This window comes from Streptomyces sp. NPDC101110, assembly GCF_044759525.1.
Classification (GTDB): Bacteria; Actinomycetota; Actinomycetes; order Streptomycetales; family Streptomycetaceae; genus Streptomyces.
This window is the reverse complement of sequence record NZ_JBIVZM010000003.1, coordinates 106,318-124,062: the sequence shown is the minus strand read 5'-3', so window position 1 is coordinate 124,062 and position 17,745 is coordinate 106,318. Positions and strand designations below refer to the sequence as shown.

14 protein-coding genes are annotated in these 17,745 nt (G+C 72.1%); 9 read left to right on the top strand and 5 right to left on the bottom strand.

Going from position 1 to position 17,745, the window contains the following annotated elements; all coding sequences use genetic code 11:
- Positions 1 to 109: 109 nt before the first annotated feature.
- From ACIQU3_RS06835 to ACIQU3_RS06805, 7 genes are all read left to right on the top strand, one after another.
- On the top strand, positions 110 to 1,561 hold the full coding sequence (locus ACIQU3_RS06835) for a hypothetical protein (RefSeq protein WP_403923689.1): 1,452 nt from the start codon (positions 110 to 112) through the stop codon (positions 1,559 to 1,561).
- Positions 1,558 to 2,610 carry a glutamate ABC transporter substrate-binding protein gene (locus tag ACIQU3_RS06830; RefSeq protein ID WP_403726227.1) on the top strand — a complete coding sequence of 351 codons (1,053 nt, stop codon included), beginning with the start codon at positions 1,558 to 1,560 and terminating at the stop codon, positions 2,608 to 2,610. The genes ACIQU3_RS06835 and ACIQU3_RS06830 overlap by 4 nt, the downstream gene beginning before the upstream one ends.
- A 68-nt stretch (positions 2,611 to 2,678) precedes the next feature.
- On the top strand, positions 2,679 to 4,013 hold the full coding sequence (locus ACIQU3_RS06825) for a hypothetical protein (RefSeq protein WP_403726230.1): 1,335 nt from the start codon (positions 2,679 to 2,681) through the stop codon (positions 4,011 to 4,013).
- Between the two features lie 209 nt (positions 4,014 to 4,222).
- Positions 4,223 to 6,703 carry a tetratricopeptide repeat protein gene (locus ACIQU3_RS06820; RefSeq protein ID WP_403924153.1) on the top strand — a complete coding sequence of 827 codons (2,481 nt, stop codon included), beginning with the start codon at positions 4,223 to 4,225 and terminating at the stop codon, positions 6,701 to 6,703.
- Between the two features lie 3 nt (positions 6,704 to 6,706).
- A complete protein-coding gene (locus tag ACIQU3_RS06815) occupies positions 6,707 to 8,122 on the top strand; it encodes a PP2C family serine/threonine-protein phosphatase (protein WP_403726236.1) in 1,416 nt (471 codons plus the stop codon).
- A 99-nt stretch (positions 8,123 to 8,221) separates the two neighbouring features.
- Positions 8,222 to 9,568 (top strand): VWA domain-containing protein, encoded by a 1,347-nt coding sequence (locus tag ACIQU3_RS06810; protein WP_403923686.1) that lies wholly within the window; start codon positions 8,222 to 8,224, stop codon positions 9,566 to 9,568.
- A gap of 32 nt (positions 9,569 to 9,600) precedes the next feature.
- Complete coding sequence (locus tag ACIQU3_RS06805) at positions 9,601 to 10,968, top strand: FHA domain-containing protein (RefSeq protein ID WP_403923683.1); 1,368 nt, start codon at positions 9,601 to 9,603, stop codon at positions 10,966 to 10,968.
- Positions 10,969 to 10,987: 19 nt separating this feature from the next.
- Here the strand turns inward: ACIQU3_RS06805 and ACIQU3_RS06800 are convergent, their stop codons facing one another.
- A complete protein-coding gene (locus tag ACIQU3_RS06800) occupies positions 10,988 to 11,971 on the bottom strand; it encodes a methyltransferase domain-containing protein (RefSeq protein ID WP_403923680.1) in 984 nt (327 codons plus the stop codon).
- 90 nt (positions 11,972 to 12,061) lie between these two features.
- Here ACIQU3_RS06800 and ACIQU3_RS06795 point away from each other — a divergent pair, with 90 nt between their 5' ends.
- Positions 12,062 to 12,475 carry a globin gene (locus ACIQU3_RS06795; protein WP_403726246.1) on the top strand — a complete coding sequence of 138 codons (414 nt, stop codon included), beginning with the start codon at positions 12,062 to 12,064 and terminating at the stop codon, positions 12,473 to 12,475.
- Positions 12,476 to 12,493: 18 nt separating this feature from the next.
- Here the strand turns inward: ACIQU3_RS06795 and ACIQU3_RS06790 are convergent, their stop codons facing one another.
- Genes ACIQU3_RS06790 through ettA form a run of 3 tightly spaced genes read right to left on the bottom strand, consistent with a single transcriptional unit; the run spans position 12,494 to position 15,240 of the window.
- Entirely contained in the window at positions 12,494 to 13,159 is a 666-nt protein-coding gene (locus tag ACIQU3_RS06790) for a hypothetical protein (protein ID WP_403923677.1), read from the bottom strand.
- On the bottom strand, positions 13,156 to 13,569 hold the full coding sequence (locus ACIQU3_RS06785) for a thioesterase family protein (RefSeq protein ID WP_031105280.1): 414 nt from the start codon (positions 13,567 to 13,569) through the stop codon (positions 13,156 to 13,158). The genes ACIQU3_RS06790 and ACIQU3_RS06785 overlap by 4 nt, the downstream gene beginning before the upstream one ends.
- A 6-nt stretch (positions 13,570 to 13,575) precedes the next feature.
- Positions 13,576 to 15,240 (bottom strand): energy-dependent translational throttle protein EttA, encoded by a 1,665-nt coding sequence (ettA, locus tag ACIQU3_RS06780; protein WP_366709150.1) that lies wholly within the window; start codon positions 15,238 to 15,240, stop codon positions 13,576 to 13,578.
- A 374-nt stretch (positions 15,241 to 15,614) separates the two neighbouring features.
- Here ettA and ACIQU3_RS06775 point away from each other — a divergent pair, with 374 nt between their 5' ends.
- A complete protein-coding gene (locus ACIQU3_RS06775; RefSeq protein ID WP_403923674.1) occupies positions 15,615 to 16,016 on the top strand; it encodes a DUF4234 domain-containing protein in 402 nt (133 codons plus the stop codon).
- A gap of 94 nt (positions 16,017 to 16,110) precedes the next feature.
- Here ACIQU3_RS06775 and ACIQU3_RS06770 read toward each other — a convergent pair whose 3' ends face one another.
- Positions 16,111 to 17,520: a Cys-Gln thioester bond-forming surface protein gene (locus ACIQU3_RS06770; RefSeq protein ID WP_403726258.1), complete on the bottom strand. Its 1,410-nt coding sequence runs from the start codon at positions 17,518 to 17,520 to the stop codon at positions 16,111 to 16,113.
- Positions 17,521 to 17,745 lie beyond the last annotated feature (225 nt).

Below are 17,745 nucleotides of genomic sequence, written 5' to 3'. Positions count from 1 at the left end.
AGGGGCGGTGCGCCACGCTGCGATCCGATCAAGATCAGGGCAAGGCCGGTGCGGATGTCGGCCCCGGCAGCGATACTTGCGGCGACGGATGACCATGGGGGAGGTCACAGTGACGTACACGCCGAAGAGCAGCCCGCCACCACCGGGCCCGGGCCTGCCCGTCCTGCCGGCGGTCCCGGCGCAGGCAGCACCCCCCACCCCGCCCCCCGGAAACGCCCCGGCGACCTCCACTCCCCCGACGGGCCCCCGCCGCACCGCCTTCGCCGAGGGCCTGGACCAGCTCCGCTCCGCCGCGACCACCGAGCCGGGCCGTCTGCGCATCATCGGCGCCCTCCTGGCCCTCCTGGTCCTCGCCTTCGGCACCGTCACCGCCTGGCAGATGACCGAGCGCGCGGCCGCAGCCGACGACGTCCTCACCCGCAGCCAGCCCCTCAGCTCGGACGCCGCCGACATCTACCGCTCCCTCGCGGACGCCAACACCGCCGCCTCCAGCGGCTTCCTCGCCGGCGGTCAGGAATCGGCCGCCACCCGCGACCGCTACGAGCGCGACATCCGCACGGCCGCCGAGAAACTCGTCAACGCCGCCGCGAACGCCGACCCCGACTCGCCGTCCACGGCCACGATCGGCAAGCTCAACAGACTCCTCCCGGAGTACAAGGGCCTGGTGGAGCGCGCCCGCACGTACAACCGGCAGGGCTTCCCGGTCGGCGGCGCCTACCTCCGCTACGCCAACGAGAAGATGCAGCAGCAGATGCTCCCGGCGGCGGAGGACCTCTACAAGAAGGAGAACCAGCGCCTCGCCGCGGACTACGCGGCCGCCACGCCCTACCCCTGGGCGGCCATCGCCCTCGGCGTCGCCGCCCTGGCCGCCCTCGCCTGGGCCCAGCACCGCAACTACCGGCGGACGAACAGGGTGCTCAACCACGGCCTGGTCGCCGCGACCGCCACGGCGACGGTCGTCCTGCTCTGGCTGGTCGTCGGCCACACCCTCGCCCGCGCCGGCCTGAACGACTCCTTCGACCACGGCGTCCGCTCCCTGAACGTCCTGCACGACGCGCGCATCGCCTCCCTCAAGGCCAGGGGCAACGAGAACCTGACCCTGGTCGCCCGCGGCGCGGAGACGAAGAAGGTCGGCGAAGAGACCTACGACGCCTACGACTACGACTTCGGCACGGACATCAAGGCCCTCGCCACTCACCTGGCGGCAGCCGAGAAGCTCGCCGACGACGCCTCGGGCGAACGCCCCGTCACCGCCGCCCTGGGCAACATGCAGGAGTGGAAGAAGCGCCACGGCGCGGCCCGCGAGCAGGACGAGAACGGCAACTACCAGCAGGCGCTGGACAGGGTCATCGGGGCCAAGGACGCGACCGGCGAGTGCTTCGACGGCGTCGACGAGAACCTGCGTACGGCACTGGCGCACGAGGAGACGGAGTTCAAACGCGCGGCGGGCGACGGCCGGGACGCGCTGACGGGCATGCCCGCGGGTGTGGCGGCACTGGCGGTGCTGGGCGCGGCGGGCGCGGTCCTGGGCATCGGCCGCAGGCTGTCGGAGTACCGATGAACGGGCCGGGTGCGAAGGGAGGAACGACCGTGCGAGACACGCTCAGGGGCTGGGGCGGAGTGACCGCGATGGCAGTCGTCTGCGCCCTGGTGGCGCTGGTGGCCCTGTGCCTGCCGCTCACCACGACCACGAAGACCGCCCAGAACACCACCGCGACCACCCGCACCGCCGAGGCCAGGGCGGAGGAGGACTGTGAGGCCCCCGAGAAGCAGACCCTTGCCCCCTCGTCCGCCGACGGCGACACCATCCGGGCGATCAAGGACCGCAAGGGCGAGAAGCGCAAGCTGGTCGTCGGCGTCGACCAGAACAGCTACCGGTGGGGCTATCGCAACCCCAACAGCGGCAAGACCGCGGAGCTCGAAGGCTTCGACATCGACCTGGTCCACCGCATCGCCGAGGACGTCCTCGGGGACCCCGACGCCGTCCAGTTCAAGGCGATCCCCACCAACCAGCGCATCCCTGCGATCCAGGACGGCAGCGTGGACATGGTCGTCCGCACGATGACGATCAACTGCGCCCGCATCGCCGACGTCGCCTTCTCCGCCCCCTACTTCAAGACGGGCCAGCAGGTGCTCGCCCCGAAGTCCTCGCCCGTCACGGGCTACGACGACACGCTCGCGGACCGCAAGGTCTGCACGGCGGCCGGTTCCACGGCGTACTCCACGCTAGAGGCGGACCAGAAGGCGGGCGAACTGCCCGCCAGCACCGACATATCCACCACCGTCCCGAACCAACTCGACTGTCTGGTGCGGCTCCAGCTCGGTGAGGTCGACGCCGTGGTCACCGACGGCGCGCTCGCCGCGAGCCAGGCGGCACAGGATCCGACGGTCCAGCTCAAGGGCGACGCCTTCACTGCCGAGTACTACGGCGTGGCGATGAAGAAGGACGCGGACGATCTGGTACGCCGGGTCAACCAGATCCTCGTGGACTACCGCAAGGACACCGCGAACGGCTGGCAGGCGTCGTACGACCAATGGCTGTCGGCGACACTGGGCAAGGATGCGAAGAAGTCGGAACCCCCGGCACCGCAGTACCTCCGCACGAGCTGACGACCGGCACACGACCGGACCACGACGACAAGCCCCCCGACGGGCACGACCGCAGCGAGAGGTGATCGATGGGCGTCACGGGACCCACCGGGCCGGTGATGGACCGGGACGAGGTGGACCGTGCGCTGGCGCGGCTCGGCGCGGAACACGAGGCGATCGAGACCTCCCTCCTCGCCCTCCAGGACCACGCGGGCCGCAGACTCCTGGAGGGCGCCGAGCTGACCGGCGTCACCCAGGAGCGCTGGACGTCCACGGAGGCGTCGATCACGCTGCTGTGGACGTACTTCGACGCGTACACCGACGCGCTGCGCTCCGCCCGCGACATCCGCTCCCGCCGCCGCTGGTCCAGCCGCGAGGACCTCGTGGAACTGACGGAACTGCTGAACGGCGAGTCCGTCACGGTCGCGGGCAGCGCCACGGCGACGGCCAACGCCCCGACGCTGCACGGCAGTCCGACGAAGCTCAGCGAGCGCTACTCGCTCGGCACCCTCGTCGACCGGATGAACGAGCTGTACGCGGCGAGCCTGGACATGGTGGTCGCCGCGGACGCGGTCTGGTCGGCCCTGCCGGCCCGGATCGACCTGCTCGCGGCCGAACTCCAGCGCACCCGGCGGCTCGCGCACTCGGTCGGCGTGCGCCCCGGCGAGCACCCGGCCGGTGACGACCTGGAGCGCATCACGCGGATACTGAGCAAACTGCGCGAGCAGGTGGTCTCGGACCCGCTGGCGTTCTGGCTGGCCGCGGAGGGCAGTTCGGCGCCCGGCGGCGGCCGACCGGACACGACGGTGTACGACCGCGAGGCACGCGCCCTGGAGGACGTCCGCCGCGAGATCGACGCCGTGCTGACGGTCCGGCAGGACGCCGAGAAGCGCATCGTGAGGCTGCGGGACATCCTCAGCCGCGCGGACCGTACGCTCGCCGAGGCGCGCACGGCACGCGGCGAGGTCCTCGCGAAGATCGCGGCGACGGAGGTGCCGGTCGTCAGCGGACCGCCGACCGTGCTGCAGGAGCAGCTGGCGGCTGCCGCCGAGTACCGCAGGCAGGCCCAGTGGCACCGGCTGTCGCCGCTGCTGGAGTCGCTGGAGCAGAAGGCCGAGGACGAACTGCTGCGGGCCCGCGAGTCGCTGACGGCGGTCACCGCCCCGCTGGCGGTCCGCGCCGAGCTGCGCGGCCGTCTCGACGCGTACAAGGCGAAGGTCGCCCGGCACGGCTTCGCCGAGGACGCGCTGCTGGTGGAGCGGTACGAGAAGGCGCGCCGCATGCTGTGGAGCGCCCCCTGCGACCTGCGCGCCGCCGAGCAGGCGGTGCTGCGCTTCCAGCACGCGGCCGCGGAGCTGCTCGGCGGCCCGCGGGTGCCGGGGCAGGACGCGGCCGAGGACGACCGGAGGGGGCCGGGCGCATGAGCGACGAGGGGGAGTCCATGACTCAGGCACCGCAGGAGCCCGCCGGCGCGCCGCCACGCGCCTGCCGGCGCCCCGGCTGCGAGGGCGCGTACGAGGACATGGGCGGCGGCGAACTGTACTGCGACACCTGCGGTCTGGCCCCGGTCGTCCCGGCCGCGGCGCCGCCACGCGCCTGCCAGCGCCCCGGCTGCGAGGGCGCGTACGAGGACATGGGCGGCGGCGAACTGTACTGCGACACCTGCGGCCTGGCCCCGGTCGTCGCGGCCGGGGGTCCCTCCTCCGGGGCAGGCATGGTCGGTTCGCCGCCCACCGGCGTCACCGCCGGGGGCCGGAACGGCTCGCGCGGGTCCGGCAGTGGCGGTTCCCGCTCCAGCAGCCGCAGTTCGCGCACGTCCTCCCAGTCGTCGAAGTCCCGCCGCTCGGTATCGGGGCGGCTGTCGCGGTCCCTGTCGGGGAAGTCGACGGGCCGTTCGGTGTCGGTGCGCAGCTCCGGCTCGACCGCGGGTTCCGGATCCCGCGGGCGGCTGGGCGCGGGGCTGGTGCAGGTGCCGCCGATACCGCGCCCCGCCCCGCGCGAGATGGTCCTGGACAACCCGGAGGTGCCCGAGCGTAAGCGGTTCTGCTCGCGCGCGGACTGCGGCTCCCCGGTGGGCCGGGCGCGCGGCGACCGGCCGGGCCGCACGGAGGGCTTCTGCACCAAGTGCGGCCACCCGTACTCCTTCGTGCCGAAGCTGAAGTCCGGGGACGTGGTGCACGGCCAGTACGAGGTGGTCGGCTGCCTCGCGCACGGCGGGCTGGGCTGGATCTACCTCGCCGTCGACCGGGCGGTCTCCGACCGCTGGGTGGTTCTCAAGGGCCTGCTGGACACGGGCGACCAGGACGCGATGGCGGCGGCGATCTCCGAGCGGCGGTTCCTCGCGGAGATCGAGCACGCCAACATCGTGCGGATCTACAACTTCGTGGAGCACCTGGACCAGCGCACGGGCTCGCTCGACGGCTACATCGTCATGGAGTACGTCGGCGGCAAGTCCCTGAAGGAGATCGCCAACGCCCGCCGCACCGCCCAGGGCAGACGCGACCCGCTGCCGGTGGAGCAGGCCTGCGCGTACGGCATCGAGGCGCTGGAGGCGCTCGGGCACCTGCACAGCCGCAACCTGCTGTACTGCGACTTCAAGGTCGACAACGCCATCCAGACCGAGGACCAGCTCAAGCTGATCGACATGGGCGCGGTGCGCCGGATGGACGACGAGGAGTCGGCCATCTACGGCACGGTCGGCTACCAGGCTCCGGAGGTGGCCGAGGCGGGCCCGTCGGTGGCGAGCGACCTGTACACGGTCGCCCGGACCCTCGCGGTCATGACCTTCGACTTCCAGGGCTACACGAACGTCTACGCCGACTCGCTGCCCGACCCCGACCACATCGAGGTGTTCCGGCAGTACGAGTCGTTCTACCGGCTCCTGGTGCGCGCCACGGATCCCGACCCGGCCCGCCGGTTCGCCTCCGCGCAGGAGATGACCGAGCAGCTGACGGGCGTCCTGCGGGAGGTCGTCTCCCTCCAGACGGGCCGCGCCCGCCCCGCCCTGTCCACGCTGTTCGGTCCGGAACTGCGGGTGACGGACACCGAGTTGTTCCCGCGGCTGGACGGCGAGGTGTCCCGCCTGGGCACGCGGGTGGTGCCCGCCCGGGCTCGCGCCGGCGCTCCGGCCGTCCTGCCGCACCCGCGGGGGCCCGAGGGCACGCACAGCCTCGTCAGGCCCGTCGACACCCCGGCCGCCGCCTTCGCCCTGCCCGTCCCGCGCGTCGACCCGACCGACCCCAACGCCGGTTTTCTGGCGGGCCTGATGACCTCGGCGCCGGGCGAGCTGCTCGGTGCCCTGGCGGCCGCGCCGGCCCCGTCGATCGAGACGCGGCTGCGGCAGATCCGGGCCTGGCTGGAGACCGGTGACCCGGCGGCGGCTCTGCGGGAGCTGGCCGCGTTGGAGGGTGAGCAGCCCGACGACTGGCGGGTGGTCTGGTACCGGGGCGTTGCGGCGCTGGTGACGGGCGACGACGAGGGCGCCGCCCTCGCCTTCGACGCGATCTACGACGCCTTCCCGGGCGAGATCGCGCCCAAGCTGGCGCTCGGCCTGTGCGCGGAGGTGCTGGGCCAGCTCGACAACGCCGCCGAGTACTACCGGCTGGTGTGGTCCACCGACCCGAGTCATGTGAGCGCCGCGTTCGGCCTGGCCCGCGTCCAGCTGGCGACCGGGGACCGGCACGGTGCCGTGCGGACGCTGGAGTCGGTCCCGGAGTCCTCCATCCACTACACGGCGGCGCGGGTCGCGGCCGTCCGGGCACGGCTGCGGCAGCGCACGCCGACCGCCGCCGACGCCGCCTTCCTGGGGGATCTGACGGCGGCCGCCGCGCAGGTCGAGGCGCTGGAGGCGTACGGGCTGGATCCGGCGCGCCGGGAGCGGTTGTCGGCCGAAGTCCTCGGTTGCGCGCTGGACTGGGTACTCTCCGGGGGCCAGGGTTCCGCCCCTCCCGCCGCCGGGGGACGGACGCTGCTCGGCAGCGGCCTGGACGAGCGGGGCCTGCGTTTCGGTCTGGAACGCTCGTACCGCACGCTGGCCCGGCTGGCGCGGGGCGGCGAGGAGAGGATCGACCTGGTGGAACGTGCCAATCGTTACCGCCCCCGGACGTGGGTGTAGTTGATGTCGCAGATGCCCCAGTTGTCCGCCTGCCCGAGTTGCGAGGAACCCCTCGAGTCGGGTGACCGTTTCTGCGGCGCGTGCGGATACGACCTGTCCGCCGTGCCGGAACGGCCGCAGGACAACCCGACCATCGCCCTGAACGGCTCGGTGCCCGCCCAGGGCCCTCCGGCAGGCGCATATCCCGAGCCCCCGCCGGCGCCCCCCGCCGGCGCGGCCTGGCCCGCTCCCGGACCGGACGGCGCGGGCGCCCCGGAGGCGGTGCACCTGCCGTCGGACCTCCCGGGAAGCGACTCGGGCGGCTCCGCCCTGCCGCCGGAGGTGCCTCCGCCGCCGAGCGCCCCGCCCGCCGCGGCCGGGGGCGTGCGCTTCGACCGGCCGCCGCGGCCCGACGAGCCCGCCGCTTCACCTGAGATCTACCAGACACAGCCCGACGAGTACCTCCTCCAGGCACCGGACCCACGGGTGTCCGCCGACCCCGCGGCGCAGGCCGCGGACGCCGGCGGCAAGGTCTGCGTCGCCTGCCGGGCCGGCCGCGTGGACGACGACGGCTACTGCGAGAACTGCGGCCACGCCCAGCCGCGCGAACGGGACCACATGGAGCAGGAGTCTGGCCCGGTGGCCGCGGTCAGCGACCGCGGTCTGCGCCACCACCGCAACGAGGACGCGTTCGCCGTCGGCACCGCCACGCTGCCCGACGGCTCGCCCGCCTCCGTCGCGATCGTCTGCGACGGCGTCTCCTCGGCGACCCGTCCCGACGACGCGTCAGCGGCGGCGTCCAAGGCGGCGAGCGAGACCCTGCTGGCGGCGCTGCCGCGCGGCACGCACCCGCAGCAGGCGATGCACGACGCGATCCTCGCCGCCTCCCGTGCCGTCAACTCGCTCGCCGCGGAACCGGCCACGGCCCGCGAGCAGGCCCCGCACCAGAACGCCCCCGCGTGCACCATCGTCGGCGCCGTGGTGACGTCGGGCCTGCTGATCGTCGGCTGGGTCGGCGACAGCCGCGCCTACTGGGTGCCGGTCGACCGGAGCGCTCCCCCCGCCCGGCTCACCGAGGACGACTCCTGGGCCGCGCAGATGGTCGCCGCGGGCCTGATGAACGAGGCGGAGGCCTACGCCGACGAACGCGCTCACGCGATCACCGGCTGGCTCGGCGCCGACGCCTACGAGCTGGAGCCGCACACCGCCGCGTTCAAGCCGGACCGGCCCGGGGTGGTCGTGGTCTGCACGGACGGCCTGTGGAACTACGCGGAGGCGGCCGAGGAGATGGCCCGGGTCGTCCCCCTCGACGCGACCGCGCATCCGCTGCACAGCGCCCGGGTGCTCGTCGGTCACGCCCTGGACGGCGGGGGCCACGACAACGTAACAGTGGCGCTCGTGCCGTTCCCGGCCGTGCCCCAGGGGGCAGGATCGGCCTGAGGCCACGTACGGGGACGCCTCGGCGGACCGGAGGGGACCGGTCCGCCTATCGTCATCACCCCGCCGCGGCGGGGGCTTTGAAGGGGGATCGAAGCAGGCATGGCCAATTTCTCGAAGTCGAACGTGCCCCAGTTCTCGGTGGACGTCTACCAGAACGAGTACCTGCCGGAGGGCGCCGGCGAGGTCAACGCCATCGTCACGGTGACGGCGACCGGCGGCGGCACGATCGGCAGCGCGGTCGCGGCGCCCCACCTCTACGCGCCCGGCCAGGGGCCGTCGGCGGCCGTGGCGATCATGGTCGACTGCTCGGGGTCGATGGACTACCCGCCGACCAAGATGCGCAACGCCCGGGACGCCACCGCGGCGGCGATCGACACCCTGCGCGACGGGGTGCACTTCGCGGTGATCGGCGGGACGCACGTGGCGAAGGAGATCTACCCGGGGGGCGGGCGCGTCGCGGTCGCCGACACCACCACCCGGGAGCAGGCCAAGCAGGCGCTGCGCACGCTCAGCGCGGGCGGCGGCACGGCCATCGGCACCTGGCTGAAACTGGCGGACCGCCTGCTCTCCTCCGCGGACGTCTCGATCCGGCACGGCATCCTGCTCACCGACGGCCGCAACGAGCACGAGTCGCCCCAGGACCTCAAGGCCGCACTCGACACGTGCGCCGGGCGTTTCACGTGTGACGCGCGCGGCGTGGGCACCGACTGGGAAGTGAAAGAAGTCACAGCGATCGCCTCCGCCCTGCTCGGCACCGCCGACATCGTCGCCGACCCGGCCGCGCTCGCCGCCGACTTCACGCAGATGATGGAAACGGCGATGGGCAAGGAGGTCGCGGACGTCTCGCTGCGGCTGTGGACCCCGGTCGACACGACCGTGAAGTTCATCAAGCAGGTCGCCCCGACGGTCGAGGAACTGACCGGCCGGCGCACCGAGGCGGGCCCGCGCGCCGGCGACTACCCCCTTGGTTCCTGGGGAGATGAGTCGCGTGACTACCACGTCTGCGTGCGCGTCCCGGTGGCGAACATCGGGCAGGAGATGCTGGCGGCCCGGATCTCACTGGTCGTTCCACAGCCCGACGGCAGCGTCCACAACCTCGGCGCGCAGGGCCTGGTACGGGCCGTGTGGACGGACGACATGGTCGCCTCGACGTCGATCAATCCTCAGGTCGCCCACTACACCGGGCAGGCCGAACTGGCCCAAGTCATCCAGCAAGGGCTGGATCTTCGCAAGTCGGGCGATATGGATGGAGCGACGGCCAAACTGGGCCGGGCCGTTCAGCTCGCGAGTGCCTCCGGGAACGCCGATACTGCGAAACTGCTTGCGAAGGTGGTGGACGTGGTCGATGCCGCGACCGGTACTGTGCGACTGAAGGCGAAGGTCGCGGAGGCTGACGAGATGACGCTCGAAACCCGTTCCACCAAGACCGTTCGCGTCAAGAAGTGACCTAGAAGAGATCGAAGGAGGGACGCGCCGACATGCCGACCTGCCCGAACGGACACCAGTCGGGTTCCGACGACTGGTGCGAGGTCTGCGGTCACCGCATGGCGGGTGCCGTGCCTCCGCCTCCTCCCCCGCCGCCGCCCGGCGGCTACGGCTTCCCGCCCCCCGCCGGCCAGGGCGGCCCGCAGGGCCCCGGCGGCCAGCCCGGTGGACGCCCGCCGCACCTGTCCGCAGTGCCCAGCGCCGAGCCGGAGCTCTGCCCGCAGTGCCGTACGCCCCGTGAGGGCGGCGCGCCGTTCTGCGAGGAGTGCAGGTGGAACTTCCTGACCAATACGGCGACGTCGTACACCCCCGCGGCCCCGCCGTCCGGTCCCGGGGCGCACTTCCCGCCGCCGGGCAGGCAGGGCCCGCCCGGTCCGTCGTACGGCGGCGGTGACTCCTACGAGTACCAGGGCTCCCGCCCGTCCCAGGTGAACCGTCCGGCCGAGCCGATCCCGCCGTTCGGCGGCGACCCGTCCGGCCGCCCCGGCCCCGGCGGCCCGCAGGGCGGCTACGGCTACCCGCAGCCCGGCGCTGCCCCGACCCCGCCCGGACCCGGCGGCCCCGGTGGCCCCGGCGGCTTCGGCGGTCATCCCGGCCCGGGCGGACCCGGTGGTCCTGGCGGTCCCGGTGGCCCTGGCGGCTTCGGTGCCGACCCCTCGCGGCCGGTCCCGCCCGGTCCCGGCGGCCCCGGTGCCCCGCAGGCGTTCCACCAGTCCGGCCCCCCGGCCCCGCCCGGCTTCCCCCAGGAGACCCAGCGGCCCCCGCAGCCGGGCGGCCCGTCCTTCGGCGGCGGTGACGACGACTGGGTGATCTCCCCGCCGACCTCCGGCCCGGGCGGCCAGGGTGGTCCCGGCGGCCCCGGTCAGGGCGGCTACGGCTACCCGCAGCCCGGCGCGACCCAGGCCCCGCCCGGCGCAGGCGGCTTCCCGCAGCAGCCCCAGGCGCCGCAGGGACCCGCGACGTGGACCGCGACCATCGGCCCGGACCGCGACTACTTCATGGCGATGATGCAGCGCTCCGGCCCCGAGGCGGCCGGTCTGAACCTGCCCGCGTACTCGCCCGAGCAGCAGCGCACGCTCACCGGCAACCAGCTCACGATCGGCCGCCGCCGGCACTCCACCGGCGACACCCCCGACATCGACCTGTCGACGCCGCCGGAGGACCCGGGCGTCTCGCACCAGCACGCGGTGCTGGTCCAGCAGCCGGACGGCAGCTGGGCGGTCGTCGACCAGAACTCGACGAACGGCACGACGGTCAACGGCTCGGACGAACCGATCCAGCCCTTCGTCCCCGTGCCGCTCCAGGACGGGGACCGGGTGCACGTGGGCGCCTGGACGACGATCACCATCCGCCGCGGCTGAGGCCGTTCACCGGGATCGTTCACGACGGGAGGGGCCAGGCATACGGCCCCTCCGGGTCGTCGAGCCAGGCCCACTCCGCCTCCTCGCCGACCGTGATGCCGTAGCGCTCGCGCTGCGGTCTGCCCTCCTGCTCCCACAGAGCGTGGGCCTCCTGCGGGTCCAGGCTGCCCCGGGTCAGGGCCAGCAGGAACCGGAACAGGTCGTCCTCCCGGGCCCGGTGCGGCACCCCGCCCAGTTGCAACGGCTCGCCCCCGGGCCGGCCGGCGCCGCGCAGCGGCACGAAGTAGGCGGGCGTGTGCAGGAAGCGTCCCTCGGCGTGCCCCGCACCGGTCACCGTCAGCAGGATCAGACCGGTGGCCAGCGGCATGAGGATCCGGCCCCCGGGGCGGCTCTGGGTCACCCAGGCGCGCGGGACGCAGCCCAGGGCGCAGGTGGCGATGATCCGGTCGAACGGCGCGCGCTCGGGAACGCCCCGGGCCCCGTCGCCGGTGACGACGACCGGGTGGTACCCGGCGGCCGCCAGGTGCCGGCGGGCCGACTCCGTGATCTCCGGGTCGAGGTCGACGGTCGTGACCTTGTCGTCGCCCAGCCGGTGGGCCAGCAGCGCCGCGTTGTACCCGGTGCCGGCGCCGATCTCCAGGACCGTGTGACCGTCCCGCACCTCCAGCGCGGCCAGCATGTCCGCCATCAGGGACGGCTGGCTGCTGGAGGACAGCAGCTCGCCGTCGCGCAGCCGGGTGGCCAGGGGGGTGTCCTCGTAGGCGCCGCGCAGCCATCGATCCCGCGCCCCGGGGTCGGCGCTCTCGCCCCAGCGGCGCTCGTAGCCACCGGCGACACCGACGTAGTAGTACGGCACGAAGAGGTGCCGGGGGACGGCCGAGAAGGCCTCCCGCCAGCCCGGGTCTCCGGCCCAGGCCCCGCTCGCCTCGATCCGCCGCACCAACGCCGCCCGCGCGGCGGCCGCGAGACCGTCGGGTTCCCTGCCGGGTGCGTGACCGCCCATGTCTCCACAGTAGGGGCAGGGTCCAGAGGGCAGGGGCAGCGCAGGGGCCGGGTCCTAGGTCTTGAGTCCTATGCCGGGGCGTCTGAGACCATGGATCGCGTGAATGAGATTCGGCGCGGCACGCTTCAGGAGCAGACCTTCTACGAGCAGGTCGGCGGGGAGGAGACCTTCCGCCGGCTGGTCCACCGTTTCTACGAGGGAGTCGCCGAGGACCCGCTGCTGCGGCCCATGTACCCCGAGGAGGATCTGGGCCCGGCCGAGGAGCGCCTCGCGCTGTTCCTCATCCAGTACTGGGGCGGCCCGACGACGTACAGCGACAACCGCGGCCACCCCAGGCTGCGGATGCGGCACGCGCCCTTCACCGTCGACCGGGCGGCGCACGACGCGTGGCTGAAGCACATGCGGGTCGCCGTCGATGAACTCGGCCTGTCCGAGGAGCACGAGCACACGCTGTGGAAGTACCTGACGTACGCGGCGGCCTCGATGGTCAACACCGCGGGCTGACGGCCGTCGAGGGCCGGGTCAGCGCACGCTGACGTCCAGCGCCCCGAGCCCGGCACGTCGTACGGCGACGGACCCGTACGGCGTGCGCAGCCTCAGCCACGCGCCCGACGAGAACAGTCCCAGCGGCACCCCGGGCCGCAGGAAGCCGAGGGACTGCGCCGCGTGCACGGCCCGGACGGGCAGTTGGGTGTCCCCGACCATACGGGACCAGATGTCCGCCCCGATCCGGTCCAGCTCGGTCCGGGTCCGCCCCTCGGGCGGCAACTCCTGCGTACGCGAACGGAACTCGGCGACGACGGCGGCCACCAGCTCGCGCAGCGCGTCCGGCGCCGGCAGCCCCGGCTCGGCCCGCCAGCCGCCCCGGGGAGGCAGCACACCCGCCCACGGAGGCCCGGTCACCGCGCCGGGCACGACGGCCGTGCAGGCCTTCTCGTCCACCGTCTCCAGGAACTCACCGGCGGACACGGTCACGTCCAGCGTGACCTCAAGACCCTTCTCGTACGGCTTCGCCAGCCGCACCGCCCGCACGGCGAGCACCTCGAAGGACGGCGGCCGTCCGAAGACGGCCAGTGTGCCCGCGGCCTGCAGACGCACCGCGGCCCCACGGTCGTAGTGGAGCAGCCGGGAGAGGAAGGCGGCGAGATCCGCCGCCTCCCCCTCGTCGGCGAGGTGGAGCACCGTCATGCGGCGACGGCCTCCTCCTCGGCGTCATCCATGTACTCGCGCAGGAACTCCCGCTCCTCGGCGGTGATCCGGCGCGGTCGCTGGGCCTCGAAGTCGAACGGCACGATCACCGTCGAGGCCCGCACATAGACCTGGTCGTCGTCCTTCACCTCGTAGGTGAGGGTGAAGGACGCGGCCCTTATCTCCGTGACCCACAGCTCGATGTCGACCGGGTGGTGCCGGTGGACGAGCTGGCGCTTGTAGTCGATCTCATGGCGTGCCACCACGGACCCCTGCTTGAAGTCCTTCTCCGGGCGGAACAGGAAGTCGATACGGGCCTCCTCCAGGTAGCGGAGGAACACCACGTTGTTGACGTGGCCGTACGCGTCCATGTCCGCCCAGCGCAGCGGGCAGCGGTAGATGTGCCGCAAGATCGATCAGCCCCGGGTCAGCTTCTTGTAGGTGGCGCGGTGCGGACGGGCGGCGTCCGGGCCGAGCCGCTCGATCTTGTTCTTCTCGTACGACTCGAAGTTGCCCTCGAACCAGAACCACTTGGACTCGCCCTCGTAGGCGAGGATGTGCGTGGCGACGCGGTCCAGGAACCACCGGTCGTGGGAGACGACGACGGCGCAGCCGGGGAACTCCAGCAGCGCGTTCTCCAGGCTGGAGAGGGTCTCGACGTCGAGGTCGTTGGTCGGCTCGTCGAGGAGCAGCAGGTTGCCGCCCTGCTTGAGGGTGAGCGCGAGGTTCAGCCGGTTGCGCTCACCACCGGAGAGCACGCCGGCCGGCTTCTGCTGGTCCGGCCCCTTGAACCCGAAGGCGGAGACGTAGGCGCGGGACGGCATCTCGACCTGACCCACGTTGATGTAGTCGAGCTCATCGCTGACCACGGCCCACAGCGTCTTCTTGGGGTCGATGTTCTCGCGGCTCTGGTCGACATAGGAGATCTTGACCGTGTCGCCGACCTTGATGGCGCCGGAGTCCGGCTCCTCGATGCCCTGGATCATCTTGAACAGGGTGGTCTTGCCGGCGCCGTTCGGGCCGATGATGCCGACGATGCCGTTGCGCGGCAGCGTGAAGCTGAGGTCGTCGATGAGCAGCTTCTCGCCGAAGCCCTTGGTGAGGTTGCTGACCTCGACGACGACGTTGCCCAGGCGCGGGCCCGGCGGGATCTGGATCTCCTCGAAGTCCAGCTTCCGCATCTTGTCGGCCTCGGCGGCCATCTCCTCGTAGCGGGCCAGACGCGCCTTGGACTTGGCCTGCCGCCCCTTGGCGTTGGAGCGGACCCACTCGAGCTCTTCCTTGAGCCGCTTCTGCCGCTTGGCGTCCTTCTGGCCCTCGACCTTGAGGCGGGCGGCCTTGGTCTCCAGGTACTTGGAGTAGTTGCCCTCGTAGGGGTAGAGGCGACCGCGGTCGACCTCGCAGATCCACTGGGCGACGTTGTCGAGGAAGTACCGGTCGTGGGTGACCGCGACGACGGTGCCCGGGTACTTGGCGAGGTGCTGCTCCAGCCAGTTCACCGACTCGGCGTCGAGGTGGTTGGTGGGCTCGTCGAGCAGCAGCAGGTCGGGCTGCTCCAGCAGCAGCTTGCACAGCGCGACGCGGCGGCGCTCACCACCGGACAGGTTGGTGACGGGCCAGTCGCCGGGCGGGCAGCCCAGGGCGTCCATGGCCTGCTCCAGCTGCGCGTCGAGGTCCCACGCGTTGGCGTGGTCGAGGTCCTCCTGGAGCTTGCCCATCTCCTCCATGAGCTCGTCGGTGTAGTCGGTCGCCATCTGCTCGGCGATCTCGTTGAACCGGTCGAGCTTGCCCTTGATCCCGGCGACGCCCTCCTGGACGTTCTCCAGGACGGTCTTGTCCTCGGTCAGCGGCGGTTCCTGGAGCAGGATGCCGACGGTGTAACCGGGGGTGAGGAAGGCGTCCCCGTTGGACGGCTGCTCGATGCCGGCCATGATCTTCAGGATCGTCGACTTGCCGGCGCCGTTCGGGCCGACGACGCCGATCTTCGCTCCCGGGAGGAAGCTCGTCGTCACGTCGTCGAGGATCACCTTGTCGCCGTGCGCTTTGCGCGCCTTGCGCATGGTGTAAATGAACTCAGCCAAGAGAAACCGTCCGGCAGCTTGAAACTGGCAGTGGGCAGATACACCCCATCTTGCCGTACCGCCACCCCTGGTTGGAAACGCGTATGACCGTGGGCGGCTGACCTGGTTCTTTGTAGGGGCGGCTGAGACTTGCCTGTCACTGCCGGTCACCTTCGGCCGACCTTGATCGTCCTCGCGCGGCCCGGAGACGGTCCGGAGGTGACCACCAGGCCGCCCGCCACGGGATGGCGCTTCACCACCGCCGCGTGGATACTGCGCGCCCGCCGCCCGCATTGCCGACGTCGCACCCCGCTGACCTGCGCTTTCAGGCCTTCGACTGCACCCCGCGCGCCCCGGTGCCGACCGTGATGAACTGGACATATGGGAGGTGTGTCATGTCAGGTCGCGCTGGAAGAACCCGGAACATATTTCTCGTCTGGCTGATTTGGCCGCTGATCACGCTGGGCATCTACCACCTGGTCTGGTACTACAAGATCAATCGCGAGGCCCGGGACTTCGATGATCGGATCGAGGTCAATCCGGCCATGGCGGTCGTGGCGATCACCCTCGGCTGGCTGCTGATCGTTCCGCCCTTCATCTCGGTGTACAACACCGGTCTGCGCATCGCCCGCATGGAGCGGTCCGCCGGGATGGAGCAGGAGTGCAACCCCTGGATCGGCCTGATCCTCTTCATCGTGGCCGGTCTGTACCCGCTCTACTACCAGCACGAGTTGAATCAGATCTGGGCTCACTACCAGATCCCGGCAGAGGGAGAGCAGGTACCTCTCGCCGCCTGATGTGCACCGTCAGGCGCCTTCTCACCGCCTGACGGGCACCGCGACGGAGCAAGGACCCCCCCCCGGGGGGGGGAGCCAACGGCGTTCGCCGCGGTCACTCCCCCGCTGTCTGGTCCCTGCGTCGCAGCAGGATCAGTGTCGCCCCGCCGATCACGACCAGGCCGATGGCCACGCCCGCGATCATGGGAGTGATGGCCGAGCCGCCCGTTTCGGCGAGGTTGGTGTCCGTGGCCGTACCGCCCACCGTCGCCGGGCTGGGTTCGCTCAGGGTCTGGGTGGTGGTACCGGTGTCGCTGCCGCGGGTCAGGCAGTCCAGTAGACCGGTGAAGCGCTTCTCGAAGCCGCCCGGGCCGTGGATGGTGAAGTCGTAGGACTGGTCCTCCTGGAGCGGGACCGTCACCGTGCGGGACTCGCCCGCGGCGATGGTGTGCTCCAGACCGGCCAGTTCGAAGGTGAACGGCTCGTCGCCCTTGTTGGACGCGATGATGTCGACGCCGCCCTCGGCGCAGTTCTTCGCCGCCGACAGGGCCGGGACCGGGCCCTGCTTCGCCCATGTCGCCCCGGCCGTCGCGGACACCGTCGACTCGCTGGAGCCGGCCAGGATCTGCGTCTGGCTGCGGCCCTCGGAGGCGAAGGCCCGGCCGACCGGCACGGTGGTCGAGGCCTGCACGGTCAGTTCCGCGGTGCCCGCCGCCGCGTCCTCCGGCACGTCGAAGAACACCTGGCCGCCGTCGGTCGTGGAGGTGACGGCCTTGCCCTGCTTGTCGACGACCCGCACCCCGCTCGTGGCGGCGTCCGCGGGCGGGGTGACCGTCGCCGCGCCTCCGTTGGTGCGCACCGTCACCGGCCCGAGCAGCTCCCCCGGCCTGCCGGAGACCGCGGGGGGTTCGAGAGTGAGCGACGCCCGGGGCTCGGGCAGGTTCCGGGCGTGCTTCTCCAGGTAGTCCGCGAGCTGCTCGGCCTGCGGGTCGAGGGCGTCGACGGCCGCCTCGTCCGAGTAGCGCCAGATCGCCACCTGCGTACCGGCCGCGGCGTCCTGCTCGGTCAGAGGGCCCCGGACTCCCGCCTTGCGCGCCAGCGTCGCGAGGTCGTTCACCTGCGGGTAGGAGTTCTGCAGGATCCAACGGATCTTTCCGGCGTCCTCGTTGGCACCCAGGGACGTGCTGCTCCAGGACGTCTCGTGGTACTTGGCGTCCCGCTGCGTGGGGCTGTGGAGATCGACGCAGTACGTCTGCAGCATGCCGCCGCCGTCCACGGACATCTCGAACAGGCCCGCCGGGATGTCCTGGTCGCCGGCGCCAGCGTGTATCACCGCCGCGCCGAACGTCTTGAGGCCGCCTATCGTCGCGGCCGCTCCGCCCCGACTCTGCGTCGTCTCGTCGGCGACCGCCCGGCCGGCACCGGCCAGCCCGCTCGCGGCGACCAGCCCGGACACCACCGTCGCGGTGGCGAGGCGGGCCGCGCCTCGCCTGTGTACGAACAGCTCAGAGAACGAAGCAAACACCAAATTCCCCTTCGAGCAGGACCCGTTGACGTGGGGGGGTGGGTCCCACCTGCAGAATCAGAGGCCTCACCGGACACAAGTGTCCCGAGAGCCATGTCCGGCATCCTAGGGACGCGGGGGACGCCGCCCGCCAGTCAGACGGTCGGACAAGCGATCCGACTCGGAATCGTTATCGCCAAGATCTCCGGCGAGCAGGGCTTATCGACAAATCCACCCCTGGTAGCC